At 60.4% G+C, this 22,600-nt stretch carries 18 protein-coding genes; 7 read left to right on the top strand and 11 right to left on the bottom strand.

Annotation, left to right across the window (positions count from 1 at the left end; translation table 11 throughout):
- Positions 1-34: 34 nt before the first annotated feature.
- The 6 genes from GJU48_RS04165 to mreB all read right to left on the bottom strand — a co-directional run bounded on the left by GJU48_RS04165 (position 35) and on the right by mreB (position 8,913).
- Entirely contained in the window at positions 35-3,850 is a 3,816-nt protein-coding gene (locus tag GJU48_RS04165; protein ID WP_094950418.1) for a YhdP family protein, read from the bottom strand.
- Between the two features lie 76 nt (positions 3,851-3,926).
- Positions 3,927-5,384 carry a ribonuclease G gene (rng, locus tag GJU48_RS04160; RefSeq protein ID WP_053254407.1) on the bottom strand — a complete coding sequence of 486 codons (1,458 nt, stop codon included), beginning with the start codon at positions 5,382-5,384 and terminating at the stop codon, positions 3,927-3,929.
- A 70-nt stretch (positions 5,385-5,454) separates the two neighbouring features.
- A complete protein-coding gene (locus GJU48_RS04155) occupies positions 5,455-6,051 on the bottom strand; it encodes a Maf family protein (protein WP_094950417.1) in 597 nt (198 codons plus the stop codon).
- Positions 6,052-6,102: 51 nt separating this feature from the next.
- The gene (gene mreD / locus GJU48_RS04150; protein WP_094950416.1) at positions 6,103-6,591 is read right to left on the bottom strand and encodes a rod shape-determining protein MreD; all 489 of its coding nucleotides are present in this window, start codon (positions 6,589-6,591) and stop codon (positions 6,103-6,105) included.
- The gene (mreC, locus tag GJU48_RS04145; protein WP_094950415.1) at positions 6,591-7,736 is read right to left on the bottom strand and encodes a rod shape-determining protein MreC; all 1,146 of its coding nucleotides are present in this window, start codon (positions 7,734-7,736) and stop codon (positions 6,591-6,593) included. The genes mreD and mreC overlap by 1 nt, the downstream gene beginning before the upstream one ends.
- A gap of 139 nt (positions 7,737-7,875) precedes the next feature.
- Positions 7,876-8,913: a rod shape-determining protein MreB gene (mreB, locus tag GJU48_RS04140; protein ID WP_002555108.1), complete on the bottom strand. Its 1,038-nt coding sequence runs from the start codon at positions 8,911-8,913 to the stop codon at positions 7,876-7,878.
- A gap of 210 nt (positions 8,914-9,123) precedes the next feature.
- Here mreB and gatC point away from each other — a divergent pair, with 210 nt between their 5' ends.
- From gatC to GJU48_RS04110, 6 genes are all read left to right on the top strand, one after another.
- Positions 9,124-9,411 (top strand): Asp-tRNA(Asn)/Glu-tRNA(Gln) amidotransferase subunit GatC, encoded by a 288-nt coding sequence (gene gatC / locus GJU48_RS04135; protein ID WP_083360145.1) that lies wholly within the window; start codon positions 9,124-9,126, stop codon positions 9,409-9,411.
- Between the two features lie 16 nt (positions 9,412-9,427).
- Positions 9,428-10,879 carry an Asp-tRNA(Asn)/Glu-tRNA(Gln) amidotransferase subunit GatA gene (gatA, locus tag GJU48_RS04130; protein WP_094950414.1) on the top strand — a complete coding sequence of 484 codons (1,452 nt, stop codon included), beginning with the start codon at positions 9,428-9,430 and terminating at the stop codon, positions 10,877-10,879.
- Positions 10,880-10,889: 10 nt separating this feature from the next.
- Positions 10,890-12,335 carry an Asp-tRNA(Asn)/Glu-tRNA(Gln) amidotransferase subunit GatB gene (gene gatB / locus GJU48_RS04125; protein ID WP_094950413.1) on the top strand — a complete coding sequence of 482 codons (1,446 nt, stop codon included), beginning with the start codon at positions 10,890-10,892 and terminating at the stop codon, positions 12,333-12,335.
- A 173-nt stretch (positions 12,336-12,508) separates the two neighbouring features.
- Positions 12,509-12,880, top strand: coding sequence for a septal ring lytic transglycosylase RlpA family protein (locus tag GJU48_RS04120; RefSeq protein ID WP_094950412.1), 372 nt, complete (start codon positions 12,509-12,511; stop codon positions 12,878-12,880).
- Positions 12,881-12,940: 60 nt separating this feature from the next.
- Positions 12,941-13,987, top strand: coding sequence for a calcium/sodium antiporter (locus GJU48_RS04115; protein ID WP_094950445.1), 1,047 nt, complete (start codon positions 12,941-12,943; stop codon positions 13,985-13,987).
- Complete coding sequence (locus GJU48_RS04110; RefSeq protein WP_094950411.1) at positions 13,984-14,367, top strand: carboxymuconolactone decarboxylase family protein; 384 nt, start codon at positions 13,984-13,986, stop codon at positions 14,365-14,367. Before GJU48_RS04115 ends, GJU48_RS04110 begins: the two co-directional genes overlap by 4 nt.
- A gap of 134 nt (positions 14,368-14,501) precedes the next feature.
- On the opposite strand, the gene GJU48_RS04105 is transcribed toward GJU48_RS04110, so the two are convergent.
- From GJU48_RS04105 to kdgD, 5 genes are all read right to left on the bottom strand, one after another.
- Complete coding sequence (locus tag GJU48_RS04105; RefSeq protein ID WP_094950410.1) at positions 14,502-15,443, bottom strand: AEC family transporter; 942 nt, start codon at positions 15,441-15,443, stop codon at positions 14,502-14,504.
- A gap of 179 nt (positions 15,444-15,622) precedes the next feature.
- Positions 15,623-17,176 (bottom strand): galactarate dehydratase, encoded by a 1,554-nt coding sequence (gene garD, locus GJU48_RS04100; RefSeq protein WP_094950409.1) that lies wholly within the window; start codon positions 17,174-17,176, stop codon positions 15,623-15,625.
- 11 nt (positions 17,177-17,187) lie between these two features.
- A complete protein-coding gene (locus tag GJU48_RS04095) occupies positions 17,188-18,552 on the bottom strand; it encodes an MFS transporter (RefSeq protein ID WP_094950408.1) in 1,365 nt (454 codons plus the stop codon).
- A gap of 183 nt (positions 18,553-18,735) precedes the next feature.
- Entirely contained in the window at positions 18,736-20,181 is a 1,446-nt protein-coding gene (locus tag GJU48_RS04090; protein ID WP_094950407.1) for an aldehyde dehydrogenase family protein, read from the bottom strand.
- A gap of 54 nt (positions 20,182-20,235) precedes the next feature.
- Positions 20,236-21,147: a 5-dehydro-4-deoxyglucarate dehydratase gene (gene kdgD / locus GJU48_RS04085; protein ID WP_064450699.1), complete on the bottom strand. Its 912-nt coding sequence runs from the start codon at positions 21,145-21,147 to the stop codon at positions 20,236-20,238.
- 236 nt (positions 21,148-21,383) lie between these two features.
- On the opposite strand from kdgD, the gene GJU48_RS04080 reads away from it, so the two are divergent.
- Positions 21,384-22,541 carry a phospholipase gene (locus tag GJU48_RS04080; RefSeq protein WP_094950406.1) on the top strand — a complete coding sequence of 386 codons (1,158 nt, stop codon included), beginning with the start codon at positions 21,384-21,386 and terminating at the stop codon, positions 22,539-22,541.
- Positions 22,542-22,600 lie beyond the last annotated feature (59 nt).

Genomic DNA, 22,600 nt, shown 5'->3' with positions numbered 1-22,600 from the left:
TAAAGGGCATGCGGCCATGCTACTCCACAGGCTCTCAGTTTGGTTTTTCAAATGGCTTGTCGAAGGTGATTTTTGGATCCTTCCATGGACCTTGCACCTTGTATTGCACACTGGCGAAGCGCGACACACGGTCGCCGATCAACTTGTCGATCAGGAACAGCGCGCCACCAATGGCCGGCGCACCGACAATCAATGCGGCAATCGGCAGGTTGTTGGTCACCGGCAATGTGACCAGCAACTTGGCGTCGACCCGGTCGGCCACCAGGTCCAGCGTGCCATTGAGCTCAAGGTTAGTGGATGGCCCGGTCATGGTGATCGGCTCACGGGTCACGAACACGCCATTACTGGCCGCCAGCAAGCCTTTGACCCGGTCATAGCTCAAGCCTTTGCCGAGCAAGTCCGAGAAGTCCAGGCGCAAACGGCGACCGATGGAGTTGAAGTTGAGCAAACCAAATACCCGCAGGGCCTGGGCGCCGCCTTCCACTTCAACGAACTGGCCTTTGCGGAATGCAGCGTCCAGGCTACCGGAGAAACGCTTGGGCCCGACCCAGGCTGGCGAACCCGGCCAGCGACCGTCCACGTCCAGATGGAAGTCTTCACTCGTCACGGTCGGCGCAAAGCCCCAGCCCTTGAGCACATCGGCGATGTTCTTGCCATCCAGGCGGCCTTTGTACCAACTGCTGCTGTCACCCGGCGCGCCTTCCCAACCACCGGCACCCTTGAGCTGCATGCCTTTGAGGCCCAGGTCCAGGTTGTTGAAGGCCAGGCCCTTGGCGGTTGGGCGGATCTTCAGCGACCAGGCACCTATCAGATCAGGCCCCTGGAACAATTGATCGATGGCGATATCCAGTGCCGGAATGTCTTTGGGATCAATATCAGCCAACGGGTCCGGCGCGTTCTCATTCGCCTGCACCGTCGGGTCCACCGCCGGCAATTTCACGTACTGCAAGTTGATCGCAATAGGCGCACCCTTGGCATCCGGCAGGTTTACCGCGCCTTTGGCTTGCTGGCTGTCAAACTGCAAACCCCACGCAGCCGGCTTGCGACCCAGTTGCAAGTTGACCCGATCAAACTGGGTACCGAAGCCAGTCAACTTGCCCACCTTGAAATCAGCGCCACTGAGCAGTTGCTTGGCACTGCCGCCCGGATCATTGCCGGCGTAGCGGTTTACCAGTTTTTTCCACGGGTCGATGTCCAGCTCCGACAGCACGCCGCGAATACGTAGGCCTTTGCTAGCCGGCAACAAGGCAGCGCCATCGCCAAGGAACAATTCCCCACGACCGTCATTGAACTTGTCTGGAGGCGAGGCAAAGGTAAAGCTCGCCAGCTCGCCGTAATCAAACCAGTAGCGCCGCTCGGCGCCCTGCAAGGTCATACGGAACACGCTGTCACGGCCCTGACTGGCAGGCATGCCAAACGGTGCCGGCAGATCCACTGCTACGCCCTTCATGGTGGAGCTGACCATCAGTTGGCTGTCGGCGCCGTCCAGGGTCAGTTGCAATTGGTAAGGGATATCACCGGACACCGGCAGCGGCTGGCTGACTTTTAACCAATCCGTCAGGCGCTTGACCGTGACCTGGCCCTTGGCGCTGACGCGCGTACTGATTTTGCCCGGTTTGCCATCGGCAAAAATCTGCGCAGTGATCGGCCGGTCGAACGCCTGGGCCGAGATGTTCTGGCCACTCAGGCCTTTGGCGCTGTCGAAGCGGAAATTGCCTTTGAGCTGGGTCAGGTCCAGGGTCGGCTCGGCCAATTGCAGGCGGGACTTGTCGGTCTGGAAGTCCACCACGATCTTCGGATCGGCGCCTTTGACCAGCGCAATGTCCAGGTCCAGTTTGCCTTGCAGGTCGCCCTCGCCCTTCCAACCGGCGAAGGTCGAACCGGTGCCTATCGGCGCTTCCTGGAGGATCTTCAAGCCATCGCCCAAGCCGCCAGCAAACCCACCGGTAATCAGCAGGTGGCTGTCTTGGCCGGCAGGCGCATGAGGAATATTGACGTAGATGTCCTTGACCTTGGTGTCGAGTAACTGGCCCTTGCTCGCCAGGATACGCACACCGCTCTCCTCGACAAACACTTCGCCATTGACCTTACTTACGTGCGGCCAACCCGGCTGGAACGCCAGTTCGGCATCATGCACCTTGAAGAACAAGCTGATATTGCGTGCAGCCGGCAGCGCGTCGTGGTTCAGCGAGCCTTGGTACTGGAAGAAACCTTCGTCAACCGCGCCTTTGAGAATCGCCGTGCGCAGCCACTCATCCAAGGACGGGCTTAACACGGCCGGCAAATACTTGGCCGTGAAGCGCCCGTCGCCATCGACCATGCCGACCCGCAGGTCCATGTAGTCTTCCTGGCTGTGGTCGAAATGCAGGCGAATCAGGAAGTCCGCAGCGACCTTGCCCTCTTCGCCCAGCACTTTGATGTACGGTGCGATCAGGGTGAAACCTTCCTTATCCAGCTTCCATGTCAGGCGCGCATTGGCCTGGATGTACTGCCATGGCTTGGCGAAGATCGGGTCCAAGTGCAAGGAAAAGTCCTTGCTGTCCATGCGCAACTCGCCGTGGCCCAAGTCGCCGCTGATGCTGCCGGACACGTTCCGCGCAGCCGGTGCGCCGAAGTAGGCATTAAAGCCGATACGCTCAAGGTTGGCGGCAAAGCTGACCTTTTGGTCAGTGGTGTCCTGGGGACGCAAATCCACCAGCACGTTACGCAGCACGCCAGTGGCCTTCAGGTGTTCAATGGTCTTGGCAACGCCTTCCGGCAAGGGTGCCAAGGCATTTAGCAGCGGCGTGATCGGGGTCAGGTCGAGGCGGTCGGCCTGCAGCTTCCAGACTTCCAGAGCGGTATCGGTGGCCAGGCTCTGTTGCAATTGCAGGCGTGATTCCCAGCGCGTCTCACCGATGTTCATCGCCAGCGAATCAAACAGCACTTTAAGGCCGGTATCACTGCGTTGCAGGTAAGCCGTGAGGGCAAGGTTTTCGATATGCACCGGTTTGCGGTCAGCGTAGCTGCCCTTCACCTGAGGCGAGTTGAGGCGCACCACGGCGTTTTGCACGGTACCCTTGGCCCAGTCGAGCCAGAACTCACCGCCCGCCTTGAATTGCGAAAGCTTCCATTGCTGGGTCAGCTTGGCCGGGATCCATTTGGCCCAGTCGCTCTGGGGAAGGCTCAGGTAGGCCTGGACCTGCGCGTCTTTCCATTCGCTCGCGCGGATACGCGTGCGCAGGCTCACGGCCAGTGGCTGGCCGTCCGGCAAGGTCAGGCGGGCGTCGAGGCGTTGGCGCGTGGCGCCGGTGTGCAGGCTAAGGCCCACGTATGTCAGGGTCAGCGGCGCCTGAGCGAACGGTTGCAGCGTGACCTGGCTATCGAGCACCGACACGCGCTTGACCATCTGCATGCGTGTCAGCAACTGCTCCGGGTCCAGCGGCTGATCATCTTGTACCGGCAGGCCTTGCAGCGCCCAGTGGCCGTCCTTGTCTTCCTTGAAGCTCAACTGCAACCCGCTGACTTCCAAGTGGGCAATGCGCACCTCGCGCGCCATCAGGCTGGCCCAGATAGCCGGTACCACTTCAACCTGGTCCAGGCGCAAGGCACTGCTGCCCTCGCCGACCATCACATCGTGGGCCAGCAATATCGGTGCGAAACCGCTCCAGCGCCCTTCCAGGCTACCGATGCGCACAGGCATATCCACCGCGGCCTGGGCCTTGGCTTCGATTTCGGCGCGGTATTCGGCCACCAACGGGGTGAGTTCACGACCCAGGCTCACGTACACCGCCGCCAGTACCAGCAGCAAGGCGCACAAGCCAAGGCCCCAGCGGGTCAAAGCGGCAAAAAAGCGTTTCAGACGCTCCATGTCAGGCGACCCTCAAGGCAATTAGCGGACGGCAGATCAAGGTCTGCCGGTCTCGAAGAAAGAAAGCGATTGGGGATCAGAGCAGCACCACGTCGTATTGTTCCTGTGAATACATGGTTTCGACCTGGAAGCGAATGGTGCGCCCGATAAAACCTTCCAATTCGGCGACGTTACCAGACTCCTCGTCCAGCAACCGATCGACCACTTTCTGGTTGGCGAGCACTCTATAACCTTCGGCCTGATAGGCACGCGCCTCCCGTAAGATTTCGCGGAAAATCTCGTAGCAAACCGTTTCTGGGGTCTTCAACTTGCCCCGCCCCTGGCAGCTGCTGCAAGGCTCGCAGAGCACTTGTTCGAGGCTTTCGCGGGTACGCTTGCGGGTCATCTGCACCAGGCCAAGCTCGGTGATGCCGATGATATTGGTCTTGGCGTGATCGCGCTCCAGCTGCTTCTCGAGGGTACGCAGCACCTGACGCTGATGCTCTTCGTCTTCCATGTCGATGAAGTCGATGATGATGATGCCGCCCAGGTTGCGCAGGCGCATCTGGCGGGCAATCGCGGTAGCCGCTTCGAGGTTGGTCTTGAAGATGGTCTCTTCAAGGTTGCGATGCCCCACGAACGCACCGGTGTTGACGTCGATGGTGGTCATGGCTTCCGCCGGGTCCACCACCAGATAGCCGCCGGACTTGAGCGGCACCTTGCGTTCCAAGGCTTTCTGGATTTCGTCTTCGACGCCATACAGGTCAAAAATCGGCCGTTCACCAGGGTAATGTTCCAGGCGATCGGCAATTTCAGGCATCAGTTCGGCGACAAACTGCGTGGTGCGCTGGAAGGTTTCCCGCGAGTCGATGCGAATTTTCTCGATCTTCGGGCTGACCAGATCGCGCAGGGTGCGCAGGGCCAGGCCCAAGTCTTCATAGATGACGCTGGGTGCGCCGATGGTTTTGATCTGCGCGCCGATCTGATCCCAGAGGCGTCGCAGGTAACGGATGTCCATGAGGATTTCATCGGCGCCGGCGCCTTCTGCGGCGGTGCGCAGGATGAAGCCACCCGCTTCCTTGATGCCCTCGGCAGCCACGCAGTCGCTGACCACCTTTTTCAGGCGCTCGCGCTCGGCTTCGTCTTCGATCTTCAAGGAAATGCCGACGTGAGCAGTACGCGGCATGTACACCAGGTAACGCGAAGGAATCGACAACTGAGTCGTCAACCGCGCGCCCTTGGAACCGATGGGGTCCTTGGTGACTTGCACCACCAGGCTCTGCCCTTCGTGCACCAACGCACTGATGCTTTCGACCGCAGGGCCTTCGCGCAGGGAGATTTCCGAAGCATGGATGAACGCGGCGCGGTCCAGGCCGATATCGACGAATGCAGCCTGCATCCCCGGCAACACGCGCACCACTTTGCCTTTATAAATATTGCCGACAATGCCGCGCTTCTGCGTGCGCTCGACGTGCACTTCTTGCAGAACACCGTTCTCTACCACCGCCACGCGCGATTCCATCGGCGTGATATTGATCAGAATCTCTTCACTCATGGCTGGGTCTCGTTCAGGCGTTTTCACAATAGTGACCGATCGCTTAAGGCTTGGCGCGCAAGTAAGGCGTTCAGCGCGCGGTAAGGTTTTGCCAACAGGGTATGCCGAATTGCTCGAGCAGTTGCGCGGTTTCGCACACCGGCAGGCCAACCACGGCGGAGTAACTGCCATTGAGCCCGGCGACAAACACCGACCCGAGCCCTTGGATAGCATAGCCGCCAGCTTTGTCCTGAGGTTCGCCACTGTGCCAGTAGGTCGTAGCCTCCTCGACAGAAATCCCGCGAAACAGTACGCGACTGCTTACACATCGGGTTTCGCAGCGCTCGCCGTCGGTGAGCGCAATGGCCGTGAGCACTTCATGTTCACGCCCTGCCAAAGCCATCAACATGGCCAAGGCATCCGCTTGATCCATCGGTTTGCCGAGGATATGACCCTCCACGATCACAGCCGTGTCGGCGCCTAAAACGCAGGCGCCCGCCGTTTTTTCAAGCGCAGCAAAACCCGCCGTGGCCTTGCCGCGCGCAAGGCGCTCGACGTAGGCAACAGCAGATTCGTTTGTAAGAGGCGTTTCATCAATGGCGGCGCTGACCACGGTGAAGGGCACACCGATCTGGGTCAGCAATTCACGCCGCCTTGGGGAACCCGAGGCCAGATAAAGCAAATTCATTGCAGACTCTCCCTGTAGGGTTCGATAACCAGGCAGAGCCTCGCAATCCATTCAATTGATTTTATAGCGACGAAGTAACCCACGCAGACCAAAACTGACCCATGGCCACAGCAATGCACTGACCAGCGCAGGCAGCACCAACGCCAGGGTTGGCTGGCGGTTACCGGTCAAGGCGCTGAGCCACAGTTGCACCAACTGCGCCAGGCCGAAGATCACCAGGATCACCAGGCACTGCTGCCACATCGGGAACATGCGCAAGCGCTGCTGCAACGACAGCACCAGAAAAGTAATCAGGGTCAGGATCAACGCATTCTGACCGAGCAAAGTGCCATAGAGCACATCTTCCGCCAAGCCCAGGCACATTGCGGTGACCATTCCGACTTTATGCGGCAAGGTCAGCGACCAGAACGCCAGCAGCAGGGCCAGCCATAAAGGACGCAGGACTTCCATGAATTGCGGTAACGGCGAAACGCTGAGCAGCAGGCCGACGGCGAAGGTCAGCCAGACGATCCAGCCATTGTGCGAATGAGTACCGGCCATTATTCCTCCCTCTGCCGTGTGGTGGCCGGGGCTGCGGCCGCTGGCCGGGCTGCCGGGGTGGTAGCAGCAGGCGGTTTAACCGCCGGAGTTGCAGCAGTTGGCGTCGTCGCGGGTGGCTTGGCCGCAGCCGGTTTGGCCGGGCGAGCGTTGTGGGCCGCAGGTTTGACTGGCGTTGCCACTGGCGCTGCCGCGGCGGCCACAGGGGCTGGCGGCCCCACGAACGCAGGTTTTGGCACCGTGGCAGGAATGGTCGGCGCAGCGCCGTTCTGCTTGTCTTCCGCTTCCTGCGCCTGAGCGGCGTCGTTGGCACGCTCTTCCGGCGTGCGGTTGTCGCTGAAGACCAGCAGCAGGTAACGGCTGCGGTTCAAGGCGGCAGTCGGCACGGCACGTACAATGGCGAAGGGCTGGCCGGAATCGTGGATCACTTCCTTGACCGTCGCCACTGGGTAACCCGCCGGGAAGCGCTGGCCCAAGCCGGAGCTGACCAGCAGGTCGCCTTCCTTGATGTCGGCAGTGTCCGCCACATGACGCAACTCCAGACGCTCCGGGTTACCGGTGCCGCTGGCAATGGCGCGCAAGCCGTTACGGTTCACCTGCACGGGGATGCTGTGAGTCGTGTCCGTCAACAACAATACACGCGAGGTGTAGGGCATCAACTCGACCACCTGACCCATCAGGCCACGGGCATCAAGCACCGGCTGGCCGAGGACCACACCGTCGCGCTCACCTTTGTTGATGATGATGCGGTGGGTAAACGGGTTAGGGTCCATGCCGATCAACTCGGCCACTTCCACCTTCTCGTTGACCAGTGCGGAGGAATTGAGCAACTCACGCAGCCGAACGTTCTGCTCGGTGAGGGCCGCCAGCTTTTGCATGCGCCCCTGCAACAGCAGGTTTTCAGTCTTGAGTTTTTCGTTCTCGGCGACCAGCTCAGTGCGGCTGCCGAATTGGCTGGCCACGCCCTGGTAGAGACGTTGCGGCAGGTCGGTGATCCAGTAAGTCTGCATCAACACCAGCGACATCTGGCTGCGCACGGGCTTGAGCAGTGCAAAGCGGGCATCGACCACCATCAGCGCGACCGAAAGCACGACCAGCACCAATAAGCGCACGCCCAATGAGGGGCCTTTGGCGAAAAGCGGTTTAATAATCCGCTCCTCCCAGGCAAATGTTCTCTTTATTCATACGGCATCAAACCGGCCTGGATGCAGATTGAAGAAGATAAACGCCAACAGGCAACACTGCAAAGTGCTGCCTGCGGGCGAAGCATGAACCATCCAAGCGATCTTATTCGCTGGAGAGCAGGTCCATGGTGTGTTTATCCATCATTTCCAGTGCACGGCCACCGCCACGGGCGACGCAGGTCAGCGGGTCTTCGGCGACGATCACCGGCAGACCGGTTTCCTGGGCCAGCAGCTTGTCGAGGTCGCGCAGCAAGGCGCCACCACCGGTCAGCACCAGGCCACGCTCGGCGATATCGGAAGCCAGTTCCGGAGGCGATTGCTCCAGTGCGCTCTTCACGGCCTGAACGATGGTGGCCAGGGACTCTTGCAGAGCTTCCAGCACTTCATTGGAGTTCAGGGTGAAAGCACGTGGAACGCCTTCGGCCAGGTTGCGACCGCGAACATCAACTTCGCGAACTTCGCCGCCCGGGTAAGCGGTGCCGATTTCCTGCTTGATGCGCTCGGCGGTGGATTCGCCGATCAGGCTGCCGTAGTTACGACGTACATAAGTGATGATCGCTTCGTCGAAGCGGTCGCCGCCTACACGCACGGATTCGGCATACACCACACCGTTCAGGGAGATCAGGGCGATTTCAGTGGTACCACCACCGATATCCACCACCATCGAACCGCGCGCTTCTTCAACCGGCAGGCCAGCACCGATCGCAGCAGCCATTGGTTCTTCGATCAGGAACACTTCACGGGCACCGGCGCCAAGGGCCGATTCACGGATGGCACGACGCTCAACCTGGGTGGACTTGCACGGAACGCAGATCAGCACACGAGGGCTGGGCTGCAGAAAGCTGTTTTCGTGAACCTTATTGATGAAGTACTGCAGCATCTTCTCGCAGACACTGAAGTCGGCGATCACGCCATCTTTCATCGGACGAATGGCAGCAATATTGCCTGGTGTTCGGCCGAGCATACGCTTGGCCTCGGTGCCAACGGCAACGACACTTTTCTGATTACCATGGGTCCGAATGGCCACAACCGATGGCTCATTCAGAACGATACCGCGCTCGCGCACGTAAATAAGGGTGTTGGCAGTGCCCAGGTCAATGGAAAGATCGCTGGAAAACATGCCACGCAGTTTCTTGAACATGGGGAAAGGACCCTAGGCAACGCGTGGGTAAAAAAGTGCGGCAAACTCTAACAACGACAGGGATTTTGGGCAAGGCGCCAATGTGCTAAATTGGCCGACTTTCTGTGCACCAACCCCCACAATCGCGGCCTTATGACCGTAGAAATGCGGTAGTGTTCCGACAATCTAACACACGGACGCCCTCCGTTCTGTTTTCCACTGGAGAATCCCATGGCGCTTGAACGCTCCGACGTGGAAAAAATCGCTCACCTGGCCCACTTGGACCTGGTTGAAGCCGATCTTCCACAGACCACCGCAGCCCTGAACAGCATTCTCGGGCTGGTCGACCAAATGCAGGCCGTCAATACCGACGGCATCGAGCCCCTGGCTCACCCACTGGAAGCCAGCCAGCGCCTGCGCGCAGACGTTGTGACCGAGCGTAATAATCGCGAGGCCTACCAGTCCATCGCGCCAGCGGTCGAAAACGGCCTGTACCTGGTTCCGAAAGTCATCGACTAAAGGGAAAGAGCCTGCAATGCATCACATGACTCTGGCCGAGATCGCCCGCGGTCTCGCCGACAAAAAGTTTTCTTCCGAAGAGCTGACCAAGACCCTGCTTGCGCGCATCGCCGAGCACGATCCCAAGGTCAACAGCTTCATCAGCCTCACCGAAGAACTGGCCCTGAGCCAGGCCAAGGCCGCCGACGTGCGTCGCGCCGATGGTGAGAATGGCGCGCTGCTGGGCGCACCGATCGCCCACAAAGACCTGTTCTGCACCCAGGGCATTCGCACCAGCTGCGGCTCGAAGATGCTCGACAACTTTAAAGCGCCCTACGACGCCACCGTGGTGTCCAAGCTGGCTGCCGCCGGGGCCGTGACCCTGGGCAAGACCAACATGGACGAGTTCGCCATGGGTTCGGCCAACGAGTCGAGCTACTACGGCGCGGTGAAAAACCCGTGGAACTTGAAACACGTGCCAGGCGGCTCGTCGGGTGGTTCGGCGGCGGCCGTTGCCGCGCGCTTCCTGCCGGCGGCTACCGCGACCGACACCGGTGGCTCGATCCGTCAGCCCGCCGCGTTCACCAACCTCACTGGCTTGAAGCCGACCTACGGTCGCGTTTCCCGTTGGGGCATGATCGCCTACGCCTCCAGCCTCGATCAGGGCGGCCCATTGGCACGCACTGCCGAAGACTGCGCAATATTGTTACAAGGTATGGCAGGGTTCGATAAACAGGACTCCACCAGCATCGATGAGCCCGTGCCGGACTACAGCGCCAGCCTGAATACGTCGATCAAAGGCCTGCGCATCGGCGTGCCGAAAGAGTATTTCAGCGCCGGCCTCGACCCGCGTATCGCCGAGCTGGTCCACAACAGCGTCAAGGAACTGGAAAAGCTCGGCGCCGTGATCAAGGAAATCAGCCTGCCGAACAACCAGCACGCGATTCCTGCGTACTACGTGATCGCCCCGGCTGAAGCCTCCTCGAACCTGTCGCGTTTCGACGGCGTACGTTTCGGCTATCGCTGCGAAAACCCGAAAGACCTCACCGACCTGTACAAACGCTCGCGTGGCGAAGGCTTCGGCAGCGAAGTACAACGCCGGATCATGGTCGGTGCCTACGCCCTGTCGGCCGGCTACTACGACGCGTACTACCTCAAGGCGCAAAAAATCCGTCGCCTGATCAAGAACGACTTCATGGCGGCCTTTGAAGAAGTCGATGTGATCCTCGGCCCAACCACGCCAAACCCGGCCTGGAAGATCGGCGCCAAGACCGGCGACCCGATCGCCGAGTACCTGGAAGACCTGTACACCATTACCGCCAACCTCGCGGGCTTGCCGGGCTTGTCCATGCCCGCCGGCTTCGTCGATGGCCTGCCGGTCGGCGTGCAATTGCTCGCCCCGTATTTCCAGGAAGGCCGCCTGCTCAATGTGGCGCACCAGTACCAGTTGAACACCGACTGGCACACTCGCACCCCTACCGGCTTCTGAGGAGAACACTATGCAATGGGAAGTTGTGATCGGGCTGGAGATTCATACCCAGCTCGCCACCCAATCGAAGATTTTCTCCGGTAGCGCCACCACGTTCGGTGCAGAACCCAACACCCAGGCCAGCCTGGTTGACCTGGGCATGCCCGGCGTATTGCCGGTGCTGAACCAGGAAGCGGTGCGCATGGCGGTGATGTTCGGCCTGGCGATTGACGCCGAGATCGGCCAGCACAACGTGTTCGCGCGCAAGAACTACTTCTACCCGGACCTGCCCAAGGGCTACCAGATCAGCCAGATGGAGCTGCCGATCGTCGGCAAGGGCTACCTGGACATACCGCTGGAAGACGGCACCATCAAACGTGTCGGCGTGACCCGCGCGCACTTGGAAGAAGACGCCGGCAAGAGCCTGCACGAAGAATTCCCAGGTGCCACCGGTATCGACCTGAACCGCGCCGGCACACCGTTGCTGGAAATCGTGTCCGAGCCGGACATGCGCAGCGCCAAGGAAGCCGTGGCCTACGTCAAGACGATCCACGCGCTGGTGCGCTACCTGGGCATCTGCGATGGCAACATGGCCGAAGGCTCGCTGCGTTGCGACTGCAACGTGTCGATCCGGCCAAAAGGCCAGGTCGAGTTCGGCACCCGCTGCGAGATCAAGAACGTCAACTCGTTCCGCTTCATCGAAAAGGCGATCAACAGCGAAGTGCGTCGCCAGATCGAGCTGATCGAAGACGGCGGCAGGGTGATCCAGCAAACGCGCCTTTACGATCCGAACAAAGACGAAACCCGCGCCATGCGCAGCAAAGAGGAAGCCAACGACTACCGTTACTTCCCCGACCCGGACCTGTTGCCGGTGGTGCTTGAGGACTCGTTCCTCAATGACATCCGCGCCACCCTGCCGGAATTGCCGCAGCAGAAACGCGAGCGCTTCCAGGCGCAGTTCGGCTTGTCGGTCTACGATGCCAGCGTGTTGGCGTCCAGCCGTGAGCAAGCCAACTACTTCGAAAAAGTCGTGAGCATCGCCGGCGACGCCAAACTGGCGGCCAACTGGGTGATGGTTGAGCTGGGCAGCCTGTTGAACAAACAGGGCCTGGAAATCGACGATGCGCCTGTTACCGCCGAGCAACTGGGCGGCATGCTGCTGCGCATCAAGGACAACACCATCTCCGGCAAAATCGCCAAGACCGTGTTTGAAGCGATGGCCAGCGGCGAAGGCAGTGCGGACGAAATCATCGAGAAGCGCGGCCTCAAGCAAGTCACCGACAGCGGCGCGATTTCGGCCGTACTCGATGAGATGCTGGCGGCCAACGCCGAACAGGTCGAGCAATACCGTGCGGCAGACGAAGCCAAGCGCGGCAAGATGTTCGGCTTCTTTGTCGGCCAGGCGATGAAAGCCTCCAAAGGCAAGGCCAACCCGCAACAAGTGAACGAACTGCTGAAAAGCAAGCTCGAAGGCTGATCGCGGTGAAATGGTCCGGGTGGGCTTTCATGCCCAACTCGGACCCCTTGTGGGAGTGGGCTTGTGTGGGAGCTGGCTTGCCTGCGATAGCATCGCCTCGGTGCAACTGAAATACCGAGGTGCCTGTATCGCAGGCAAGCCAGCTCCCACATTTAATTGGGGATTTGCTGAAAATGAAGCGTCTACTCGGCCTCCTGGCCCTGTTCTCTCTGTTGGCCGGTTGCGCCAGCGGCCTCATCGACCCCAACGGCTACGACGAAACCGGCACCGCCTCGTATTACGGCGCCAAGCACCATGGCAACAGAACCGCCAGTGGTGAACCCTTCAACCAGAACGCCCTGACCGCCGCCCATCGGCGCCTGCCCTTCGGCACTCAGGTCAAGGTGACCAACCTCGACAACAACAGGTCCGTGGTGCTGCGCATCAACGACCGCGGCCCGCATACCCGTGGGCGCCTGATCGACGTTTCACGCAAGGCTGCCGAACAACTCGGTATGCTGGGCAGCGGCACTGCACGGGTTCGCGTGCAAGCCATGAGCAACTAAATCAAGGGAGCTTTGGCCATTTCCGCATTAACTGCCCTCTCGCCCTGGAGCCTGATCGAACTGATCAGCGGCCTGGTGCTGCTGATCGTCGGCGCCGAAATCCTGGTGCGCGCCGCCGTGCGCCTGGCAGCCAGCCTCAAGGTGCGGCCGTTGATTATCGGCTTGAGCATCGTCGCCTTCGGCAGTAGCGCGCCGCAAATGACCGTGAGCCTGCAAGCCACCTTGGCCGGCAATACCGATATCGCTGTGGGCAGCGTGATCGGCAGCAGTATCTTCAACACCCTCGTCACCCTGGGCCTGGCTGCGTTGATCATTCCGCTGCGGGTCTCGCGGCAACTGGTGCGCCTGGACATCCCCGTAATGATTTTCGCCGGCTTGCTGGTGTTTACCCTGGCGGCCAATGAAACACTGACACCGTTCGACGGCCTGTTGCTGCTGCTTGCTTTGGTTGCCTACCTCGGCGTGCTGCACTACCAGACCCGCCATTCGCGCCGCCCACGCACGCTGGATACGGTGGCCAGGGCGCCCTGGCTGAGCAGCGCGTTGCTGATGCTCGGCGGGCTGTTGATCCTGGTACTGGCCGGGCATTTGCTGCTGGGTGCGGCAGTGGATGTAGCCAGCGATCTGGGCCTGTCGGAGCGCATCATCGGCCTGACGCTGATCGGTGTCGGCACTTCGCTGCCGTGCCTGGCGACCTCGCTGATTGCCGCGCTGCGCGGCGAGCGGGAGATTGCCGTGGGCAACGTGATCGGCAGCAACCTGTTCAATCTGCTTGGAGTACTTGGGTTTACCGCGCTGGTGGCCCCCTCGCCACTGTCGGTGTCACCCAACGCCCTCGACTTCGACCTGCCGGTGATGCTCGGCGTGATTGTGTTGTGCCTGCCAGTGTTTTATACCGGCTACCGGGTCACCCGTGCCGAAGGCCTGGTGTTCCTGGGCCTGTACCTGGTGTATGGGCTGCATGTGGTGTCGTTCACCTTTGGCATGCCGCTGGCCACCCAGCTTGAACAATTGATGCTGTATTACGTCCTGCCAGCGCTGGTGGCCTTCCTGTTGTTCACCTCGCTGCAAGCCTGGCGCCGCCAACACAAGAGGGAACCGCAATGACCGATCAGAAAAAAACCGGGGTTGAAATGCGCCGCCAGGTCATGGGCGATGTGTTCGTCGACCGCGCCTTGGGCAACGCCACCGCGTTCACCCAGCCGCTGCAGGATTTCGTCAACGACCACGCATGGGGCAGCGTGTGGAACCGCGAAGGCCTGCCGCTGAAGACGCGCAGCCTGATCACGCTCGCCGCCCTTACCGCCCTCAAGTGCCCGCAGGAACTCAAGGGCCACGTGCGTGGCGCGCTGAACAATGGGTGTACGGTGGAGGAGATTCGCGAAGCGCTGCTGCATTGCGCGGTGTACGCGGGCGTGCCGGCGGCGATTGATGCGTTTCGGGCGGCTCAGGAAGTGATTGAGGCGTATCAGGCAGATAAGCAGTGACTGTTAGATAGCTATCGCAGCGGCGCGGCGACCCGACAAGCCAGCTCCCACACTTGACCGAGTTGCAGCATGAGCATGCGGTCGAATGTGGGAGCTGGCTTGTCTGCGATTGGCCTTCAACCCCACCACAACCTTCAGATCCAACCACCCGCCTGCAACACAAAAATCCCGATATTGGTGGTCACCGCCGCCATCAAGGTAGTAATCACAATAATCGCCGCCGCCAGCTCATGATTACCCTCGGCCGCCCGGGCCATGACAAAACTCGCTGCCGCCGTCGGCGCGCCAAAATACAGAAACAAAATCCCCAGTTCCGGCCCCCGAAAGCCCAGCAGCCATGCGCCCAGCGTCGCGAAGAGCGGCAGGCCGATCATCTTCACCAGGCTGGCACTCAACGCCATGCTCCCGCTTTTGCGCAAGGCCGCCAACGACAAAGTGCCGCCGATGCAGATCAACGCCAGCGGCAAGGTCATGTCCGCCAGGTACTGGCCAGACGACTCCAGCCACCCCGGCAGGCCGATCTTGAAGATCGCGAACGGCGCGGCGGCAATCACGCTGATGATCAGCGGGTTGGCCACCACACTTTTGAAGATGCTCCACGGGTCGGACTTGATCACCGGGCTGTACACCGCCAGCACGATGGTCGACAGCGTGTTGTAGAACAGGATCACCAGCGCGGCGAGGATCGCGCCGAGGGAAATGCCATAGTCGCCGTACATGCTGGCCGCCAGCGCAAGGCCGATCACGCCGTTATTGCCGCGAAACGCGCCCTGGGTGTAGATGCCGCGGTCTTCACGCGGGCAACGATAGAGCGCCCAACCCCAGGCCAGGGCAAAGCTGAGCAACGTGGCAACGGCGAAATAGATCAGCAGCCCCGGCTTGAGCGCCGAGTGCAGGTCGGCATGCAGAATGCCCAGAAACAGCAGCGCTGGCATGGTGACGTTAAACACCAGTGACGACGCGGTGTGGATAAAGTTGTCGTTGATCCAGTTGATGCGCTTGAGCAGCACACCGAGGAACAGCATGGCAAACACCGGCGCGGTGATGGTGAGGGTGGTGAGGAAGATAGCCAGCATGCCGGGGAGAACCTTGGTGGGTGTCGTCAGGTGGCTAATGATAAGCCATGCGGCCCGGTTCGTCCGGGCAACACCGATCAAATGTGGGAGCTGGCTTGCCTGCTCCCACACGCCGGTGTCGGGCAACACCGATCAATGTGGGAGCTGGCTTGCCTGCTCCCACAACGTCCGGGTAGGTCTCAGGTAATGGGCGCCGGGTTGAACAAGGTGATGTCGTTATGCAGCTTATGCTGCTCCGCCCACGTCTGCTTCTTGCCGCTGGCCACATCCAGGTAGAAGTGGAACAACTCCCAGCCCAATGCCTCAATGCTCGCACGCCCGGTGGCGATGCGTCCGGCGTCGATATCGATCAGGTCCGGCCAGCGCTGCGCCAATTCCGTACGCGTGGAAACCTTCACCACCGGCGCCATCGCCAGCCCGTACGGCGTGCCACGCCCGGTGGTGAACACATGCAGGTTCATCCCAGCCGCCAATTGCAAGGTGCCGCACACAAAGTCACTGGCCGGCGTGGCGCAAAAGATCAGGCCTTTGCGCTTGAAACGCTCGCCCGGGCCGAGCACGCCATTGATCGCGCTGCTGCCGGATTTGACGATGGAGCCCAGAGACTTCTCGACAATATTCGACAACCCGCCCTTCTTGTTACCCGGCGTGGTGTTGGCGCTGCGATCCGCCTCGCCTTTGGCCAGGTAACGGTCGTACCAGTCCATTTCTCTTACAAGGGCTAGGGCAACTTCTTTGCTTTCAGCGCGCGACGTCAGCAGGTAAATCGCATCACGCACTTCAGTGACTTCGGAAAACATTACCGTAGCCCCAGCCCGCAGCAGCAGGTCCGAGGCGTAGCCCAGCGCGGGGTTGGCGGTGATGCCGGAAAACGCATCACTGCCACCGCACTGCATGCCCAGGATCAACTCCGACGCTGGCACGGTTTCGCGGCGGCGCTGGTCGAGTTTCTTCAAGCGCACCTCGGCCAGCGCCATGATCTGCTCGATCATCTCGGTAAACCCATGGCTGGAATCCTGCAGCCGATACAGCCACGGCTCGCTCAGGTCGACGGAGCTGTCGTTGTCGTGCATCACCTGCCCGGCCTGCAGTTTCTCGCAGCCCAAGCTGATCACCAGCGCTTCGCCGCCCAGGTTCGGGTTGCGCGCCAGGTTGCGCACGGTGCGGATCGGGATATACGCATCCGTCGCAGTGATCGCCACGCCGCAGCCGTAGCTGTGGGTCAGCGCCACCACGTCATCGACGTTCGGGTACTTGGGCAGCAACTCCTCCTTGATGCGCTTGACCGCATGGTCCAGCACGCCGGTGACGCACTGCACCGTGGTGGTGATGCCCAGGATATTGCGCGTGCCCACGGTGCCGTCGGCGTTGCGGTAACCCTCAAACGTGAAGCCTTCCAACGGCGCCTGGGCTTGCGGCACTTCGGTGGACAGCGGCAGGCTGTCCAACGGTGGCGCGGTGGGCATGCGCAGTTGGTCTTCCTGCACCCAACTACCTCGTGGAATCGGCGCCAGGGCGTAACCAATGGTCTGGCCGTAGCGAATAATCTGACCGCCTTCGGGGATGTCTTCCAGGGTCACCTTGTGGCTCTGTGGGATGAAATCCACGGTCACCAGGCCGTCCGGGAACTCGGTGCCCGCAGGTACGCCCTGGTCGTTGACCACGATCACCACGTTGTCGCGCGCGTGCAAACGGATCGAGCGCGGTGAGTCGGCATGTTCAATCAACTGCATTACATCGCCCCTCAGGAATGCGCTTCGGTAAGTTGGGTCAGCTCTGGCCCTTTGCTGGGCGGCTCTTTGAGCACCACACGCTTGATCGGGCCGACAATCACCAGGTAGCTGAATACCGCCAGCAGCGCGTTAGCGCCGACGAACACCAAGGCCCACTTGAACGAGCCGGTGGTGGCGATGATGTAGCCAATCACGATCGGCGTGCTGATCGACGCCAGGTTGCCAAACATATTGAACAGGCCGCCACTGAGCCCGGCTATTTGTTTCGGAGAGGTGTCAGACACCACCGCCCAACCGAGTGCGCCAACGCCTTTACCGAAGAAGGCCAAGGCCATGAAGCCCACCACCATCCATTCGATATCCACGTAGTTGCACGCCACGATGCTGGACGACACCAGCAACCCACCAATGATCGGCGCCTTGCGCGCGAACGTCAGGGAATGGCCCTTGCGCAGCAGGTAATCGGAAATCAACCCACCCAATACCCCGCCGATAAACCCGCAGACCGCCGGCAGCGAAGCAATGAAGCCGGCCTTGAGAATCGTCATACCACGCTCCTGCACCAGGTACACCGGGAACCAGGTGAGGAAGAAATAGGTGATGCCGTTGATGCAGTACTGGCCCAGGTATACGCCGAGCATCATGCGGTTGGTCAGCAACTGGCGGATGTAGTCCCACTTCGGGCCGTCGATTTTCTGGCCCTTGGCCTTGTCTTGATCCATGTCGACCATCGCACCGTTCTCAGCGATGTACTTGAGTTCGGCCGCGTTGATCATCGGGTGCTGGCGCGGGCTGTGGATAAGTTTCAGCCAGATCAGCGAGAACAGGATGCCGATGCTGCCCATCACGATAAACACGTGTTGCCAGCCGAAGGTATAGACGATCCAGCCCATCAGCGGTGCAAACAGCACCGTAGCGAAGTACTGCGCCGAGTTGAAAATTGCCGAGGCCGTGCCGCGTTCAGCCGTAGGAAACCACGCCGCAACAATGCGGGCATTTCCAGGAAACGACGGCGCCTCAGCCAGGCCCACCAAAAAGCGCAGCATGAACAACGCGACGATGGCGGTGGAGACCCCGAATTCACCCACATAGCCTTGCAGCACGGTGAACAGCGACCAGGTGAAGATGCTCAGGGCATAGATTTTTTTCGAGCCGAACCGGTCCAGCAGCCAGCCACCGGGAATTTGCCCGGCCACGTAGGCCCAACCGAATGCGGAGAAGATGTAACCGAGGGTGACCGCGTCGATGCCGAGGTCTTTTTGCAGGCTGGAACCGGCGATGGCGATAGTTGCCCGGTCGGCGTAGTTGATCGTGGTCACCACAAACAGCATGAGCAGGATCAAATAGCGGACGTGGGTCGGCTTGGTCGCTTGCATGAAGAAGTACTCCCACTAATTATTTTTTTTGCGGGTAATCATTTCTGTTTTAACTGCAGGAGCCGCTTTCTGTGGGAGCTGGCTTGCCTGCGATAGCATCGCCTCGGTCTCATTGAAGCACCAAGGTGACTGCATCGCAGGCAAGCCAGCGCCCACACAAGCCGGTGCCTACCGGGGCGTTTCCTACGAACCGATGTAGCTGGTCTTCACCACGGTGTAGAACTCTTGCGCATAGCGACCCTGCTCGCGCGAACCATAAGACGAGCCCTTACGGCCACCGAACGGCACGTGGTAGTCCACCCCGGCGGTCGGCAGGTTGACCATCACCATCCCGGCCTGGGAGTGGCGCTTGAAGTGGTTGGCGTACTTCAGCGAGGTGGTGGCAATGCCCGCCGACAGGCCGAACTCGGTGTCGTTGGCCATGGCCAGCGCCGCCTCGTAATCTGCTACGCGCACCACATTGGCCACTGGGCCGAAGATCTCTTCACGGCTGATGCGCATGGCGGCTTCGCTGTCGGCAAACAACGTCGGCGCCAAGTAGTAACCTTCGGTGTCGCAGGTCACCAAGCCACCACCGCTGACCAGTCGCGCGCCTTCGCTTTGGCCGATGTCGATGTACTTCATGTCCTGGTCCAACTGGGCCTGGGAAACCACCGGGCCGATGTCGGTGCCGCTTTTCAGCGCGTGGCCAACTTTGATCGACTTCATGCGCTCGGCCATGGCCACGACGAACTGGTCGTGGATACCGGCAGTAACAATCAAACGGCTTGAGGCGGTGCAACGCTGACCGGTGGAGTAGAACGCGCTCTGTACCGAGAGCTCGACGGCCTGCTTGAGGTCGGCGTCATCGAGGATGACCTGTGGGTTTTTGCCGCCCATTTCCAACTGCACTTTGGCCTGGCGCGATACGCAACTGACGGCGATCTGACGCCCCACGCCGACCGAGCCGGTAAAGCTGATGCCGTCGACTTTCGGGCTGTTGACCAGCACGTCACCCACCACACGGCCGCTGCCCATCACCAGGTTGAACACACCGGCGGGGAAGCCGGCGCGGGAGATGATTTCGGCCAGGGCCCAGGCGCAGCCGGGCACCCATTCGGCCGGCTTGATCACTACGCAGTTGCCGTAGGCCAGGGCCGGAGCGATTTTCCAGGCGGGGATTGCAATCGGGAAGTTCCACGGGGTGATCAAGCCGACCACACCCAAGGCTTCGCGGGTCACTTCAACGTTGACGCCCGGGCGCACCGACGGCACGTAGTCACCAGACAGGCGCAGGCATTCACCGGCGAAGAACTTGAAGATGTTACCGGCGCGGGTCACTTCGCCGATGGCTTCGGGCAGGGTCTTGCCCTCTTCCCGGGCCAGCAGGGTGCCGAGTTCTTCACGGCGGGCAAGGATTTCGCTGCCGACTTTATCCAGGGCATCGTGGCGAGCCTGGATGCCGGAGGTCGACCAAGCCGGGAAAGCGGCACGGGCGGCGTCGATGGCAGCGTTGACTTGGGCTACGTCAGCCTTGGCGTATTCGCCAATAACATCGGACAACTCCGACGGGTTGATGTTGTTGCAGTAGTCGGCACCGGCCACCCACTCGCCGTTGATGTAGTTTTCAAAACGTTTGGCTTGGGACACACATCTTCTCCTGACGCAAAAGGCCGCTGATCTCTCAGCGGCCTTGTTGATAAGTTACTGCGGACCTTGCTTGTCGATCAGCGCGGCCAGGGCTTCATATTCTTCCGGCAGCAGGTCGGTCAGCGGCGTGCGCACCGGGCCTGCGTCGTAGCCGGCGATTTTTGCACCGGCCTTGACGATGCTCACGGCATACCCGGCTTTACGGTTGCGGATGTCGAGGTAAGGCAGGAAGAAGTTGTCGATGATCTTGCCGACGGTGGCGTGATCGTCTTTGGCAATCGCGTGGTAGAAGTCCATCGCGGTTTTCGGGATGAAGTTAAACACCGCCGAGGAGTACACCGGCACGCCCAAGGCCTTGTAGGCAGCGGCGTAAACCTCTGCAGTCGGCAAGCCGCCGAGGTAGCTGAAACGGTCGCCAAGACGACGGCGGATCGACACCATCAACTCGATGTCACCCAGGCCGTCTTTGTAGCCGATCAGGTTAGGGCAGCGCTCAGCCAGGCGTTCCAACAAAGGCGCGGTCAGGCGGCAGACGTTGCGGTTGTAGACCACCACGCCGATCTTGACCGATTTGCACACCGCTTCTACGTGAGCGGCAACCCCGTCCTGGCTGGCTTCGGTCAGGTAATGCGGCAGCAGCAGCAAGCCTTTGGCGCCCAGGCGCTCGGCTTCCTGGGCGTACTCGATGGCTTGGCGGGTCGAACCACCGACGCCGGCAAGGATCGGCACGCTGGTGGCGCAGGTATCAACAGCGGTCTTCACCACTTGAGAATATTCGCTGGCAGCCAGGGAGAAAAACTCACCGGTGCCGCCGGCGGCGAACAAGGCGGTGGCGCCGTAAGGGGCCAGCCATTCCAGACGCTTGATGTAGCCAGCCTGGTGGAAGTCACCCTGCGCATTGAAATCGGTCACGGGGAAAGACAACAGACCGTGGGAGAGGATGGACTTCAGTTCTTGTGGATTCATTATTCGAACACCCTGGGCGAAGACTTTCTGTCGAAAGGTTGTTGTTGGTTGTGGCGATGTCGTACGTCATCGTACAACTATAAAACTATTCGTCAACTGCAATTCATCGGGCCTCATCTGCGGCTAAGTGTTTAAACGTGACTTCTTGACGTAGGACTTTTTTCCTCTATGCTCGACACAGCTGTATATACATACAGTTATTAAGGAAGATTCCTACGACATAGCAAGGAGCTAACATGTCAGATCTTGAACTCGCAGCACCCGAAAAAATCCCACCGGCCCTGCGCTTCGAAGGCGGTGAACACACTGCTATCGGCGATGAAACCCTGCTGCGTTTCGTCAAGGACGCCCCGGCGATTCCAGCGCACCAAGTCGAGCTGCACTTGCCCAACGGGCTGGCACTGACCTACGGCCAGGTGATCGCCCTGGGCGGTGACTTCTATGGCATTCCCGGCCAGCCCATCAGCGATGGCGCCTCCCCCGCCGAGCGTGTGCAACGCTTTAGCGCTGCGTTCAATTCGTTGGCTGTGCTGCCAGCCTCACGGGCAGAAGCCGGGAAAATCCTCGCGGTGATGCAAAAGGAGATCAACGCGGTCAAGCAGGCGATCAAGGACGGCAAACAACCCCATGAAGCGTATGACGCGCTGGGTGATACGTTGTCCGAGGAATGGAACCGCATCACCGGCGGTGGCAGTGCGGTGTCGGCCTTGATTCCGCTGGGGCGCTATCTGAAATTGGCGGCAGACAACGCCGACCACTTTGGCGAGTGGGCGCTGTCAGCCTATCTGGCCGGCCATACGGCGGCGCTGCAACAGGCGGTGGTGGCGCATCAAACCGGCACCGACCAAGCACTGGAATTGGCCTATGCCATGAACAGCTTTGCTGATCATTTTTTGACCGACCTGTTTTCCGCCGGCCACCTGCGCGTGCCGCGTAAACAATTGGCGGCCGTGGTGACGCCAGGGGAACTGGGCTCGCTGATCAGCCGCTTCATGCACGATGAAGACAGCAAGTTTGGGCTCAAGGTGCGCAACGCCAAGGGTGATCAATGGCATGCCTATGGGGATAAACGCTACTTCGATGCCATCGACGCGGACAATCGGGCGATGGTCAAACGTGCGGTGCAGGCGTCGGCAGATGAAATCTTCGAGACCTTTATCAGCGGTGTCGCGCCCTCCCCGGCCAACTTCAAGGCGCCGCTGTATGTGCCGGATTTGAACGCGGCGCAGAACCCGGCGAATAACTTTTCGCCGCTGTTCAAGATGGAAGGCAACAAGGTGCTGCGCCGCAAGGACGTGAATGACCTGAACGACAAGCACTGGACCAATGATTGGTGGGGTTGGAGTACGTACCTGCTGCTCAAGGACTACAAGCCAAACCAACCTGCGAGCTAAGTAGGTTTGATCATTCCCACGCTCTGCGTGGGAATGATCACTGTGGAAGCTGGCTTGCC

This window comes from Pseudomonas sp. IB20 (assembly GCF_009707325.1).
Taxonomy (GTDB): Bacteria; Pseudomonadota; Gammaproteobacteria; order Pseudomonadales; family Pseudomonadaceae; genus Aquipseudomonas.
Note: the sequence above shows the minus strand (reverse complement) of the source record. Positions and strands in the feature narration are given on the sequence as shown.

Excerpts from the sequence above, each read along its gene's own strand:
- GJU48_RS04165 (WP_094950418.1), bottom strand. The coding sequence starts at position 3,850 with ATGGAGCGTCTGAAACGCTTTTTTGCCGCTTTGACCCGCTGGGGCCTT.
- rng (WP_053254407.1), bottom strand. The coding sequence starts at position 5,384 with ATGAGTGAAGAGATTCTGATCAATATCACGCCGATGGAATCGCGCGTG.
- GJU48_RS04155 (WP_094950417.1), bottom strand. The coding sequence starts at position 6,051 with ATGAATTTGCTTTATCTGGCCTCGGGTTCCCCAAGGCGGCGTGAATTG.
- mreD (WP_094950416.1), bottom strand. The coding sequence starts at position 6,591 with ATGGCCGGTACTCATTCGCACAATGGCTGGATCGTCTGGCTGACCTTC.
- mreB (WP_002555108.1), bottom strand. The coding sequence starts at position 8,913 with ATGTTCAAGAAACTGCGTGGCATGTTTTCCAGCGATCTTTCCATTGAC.
- gatC (WP_083360145.1), top strand. The coding sequence starts at position 9,124 with ATGGCGCTTGAACGCTCCGACGTGGAAAAAATCGCTCACCTGGCCCAC.
- gatA (WP_094950414.1), top strand. The coding sequence starts at position 9,428 with ATGCATCACATGACTCTGGCCGAGATCGCCCGCGGTCTCGCCGACAAA.
- gatB (WP_094950413.1), top strand. The coding sequence starts at position 10,890 with ATGCAATGGGAAGTTGTGATCGGGCTGGAGATTCATACCCAGCTCGCC.
- GJU48_RS04120 (WP_094950412.1), top strand. The coding sequence starts at position 12,509 with ATGAAGCGTCTACTCGGCCTCCTGGCCCTGTTCTCTCTGTTGGCCGGT.
- GJU48_RS04110 (WP_094950411.1), top strand. The coding sequence starts at position 13,984 with ATGACCGATCAGAAAAAAACCGGGGTTGAAATGCGCCGCCAGGTCATG.
- GJU48_RS04105 (WP_094950410.1), bottom strand. The coding sequence starts at position 15,443 with ATGCTGGCTATCTTCCTCACCACCCTCACCATCACCGCGCCGGTGTTT.
- garD (WP_094950409.1), bottom strand. The coding sequence starts at position 17,176 with ATGCAGTTGATTGAACATGCCGACTCACCGCGCTCGATCCGTTTGCAC.
- GJU48_RS04095 (WP_094950408.1), bottom strand. The coding sequence starts at position 18,552 with ATGCAAGCGACCAAGCCGACCCACGTCCGCTATTTGATCCTGCTCATG.
- kdgD (WP_064450699.1), bottom strand. The coding sequence starts at position 21,147 with ATGAATCCACAAGAACTGAAGTCCATCCTCTCCCACGGTCTGTTGTCT.
- GJU48_RS04080 (WP_094950406.1), top strand. The coding sequence starts at position 21,384 with ATGTCAGATCTTGAACTCGCAGCACCCGAAAAAATCCCACCGGCCCTG.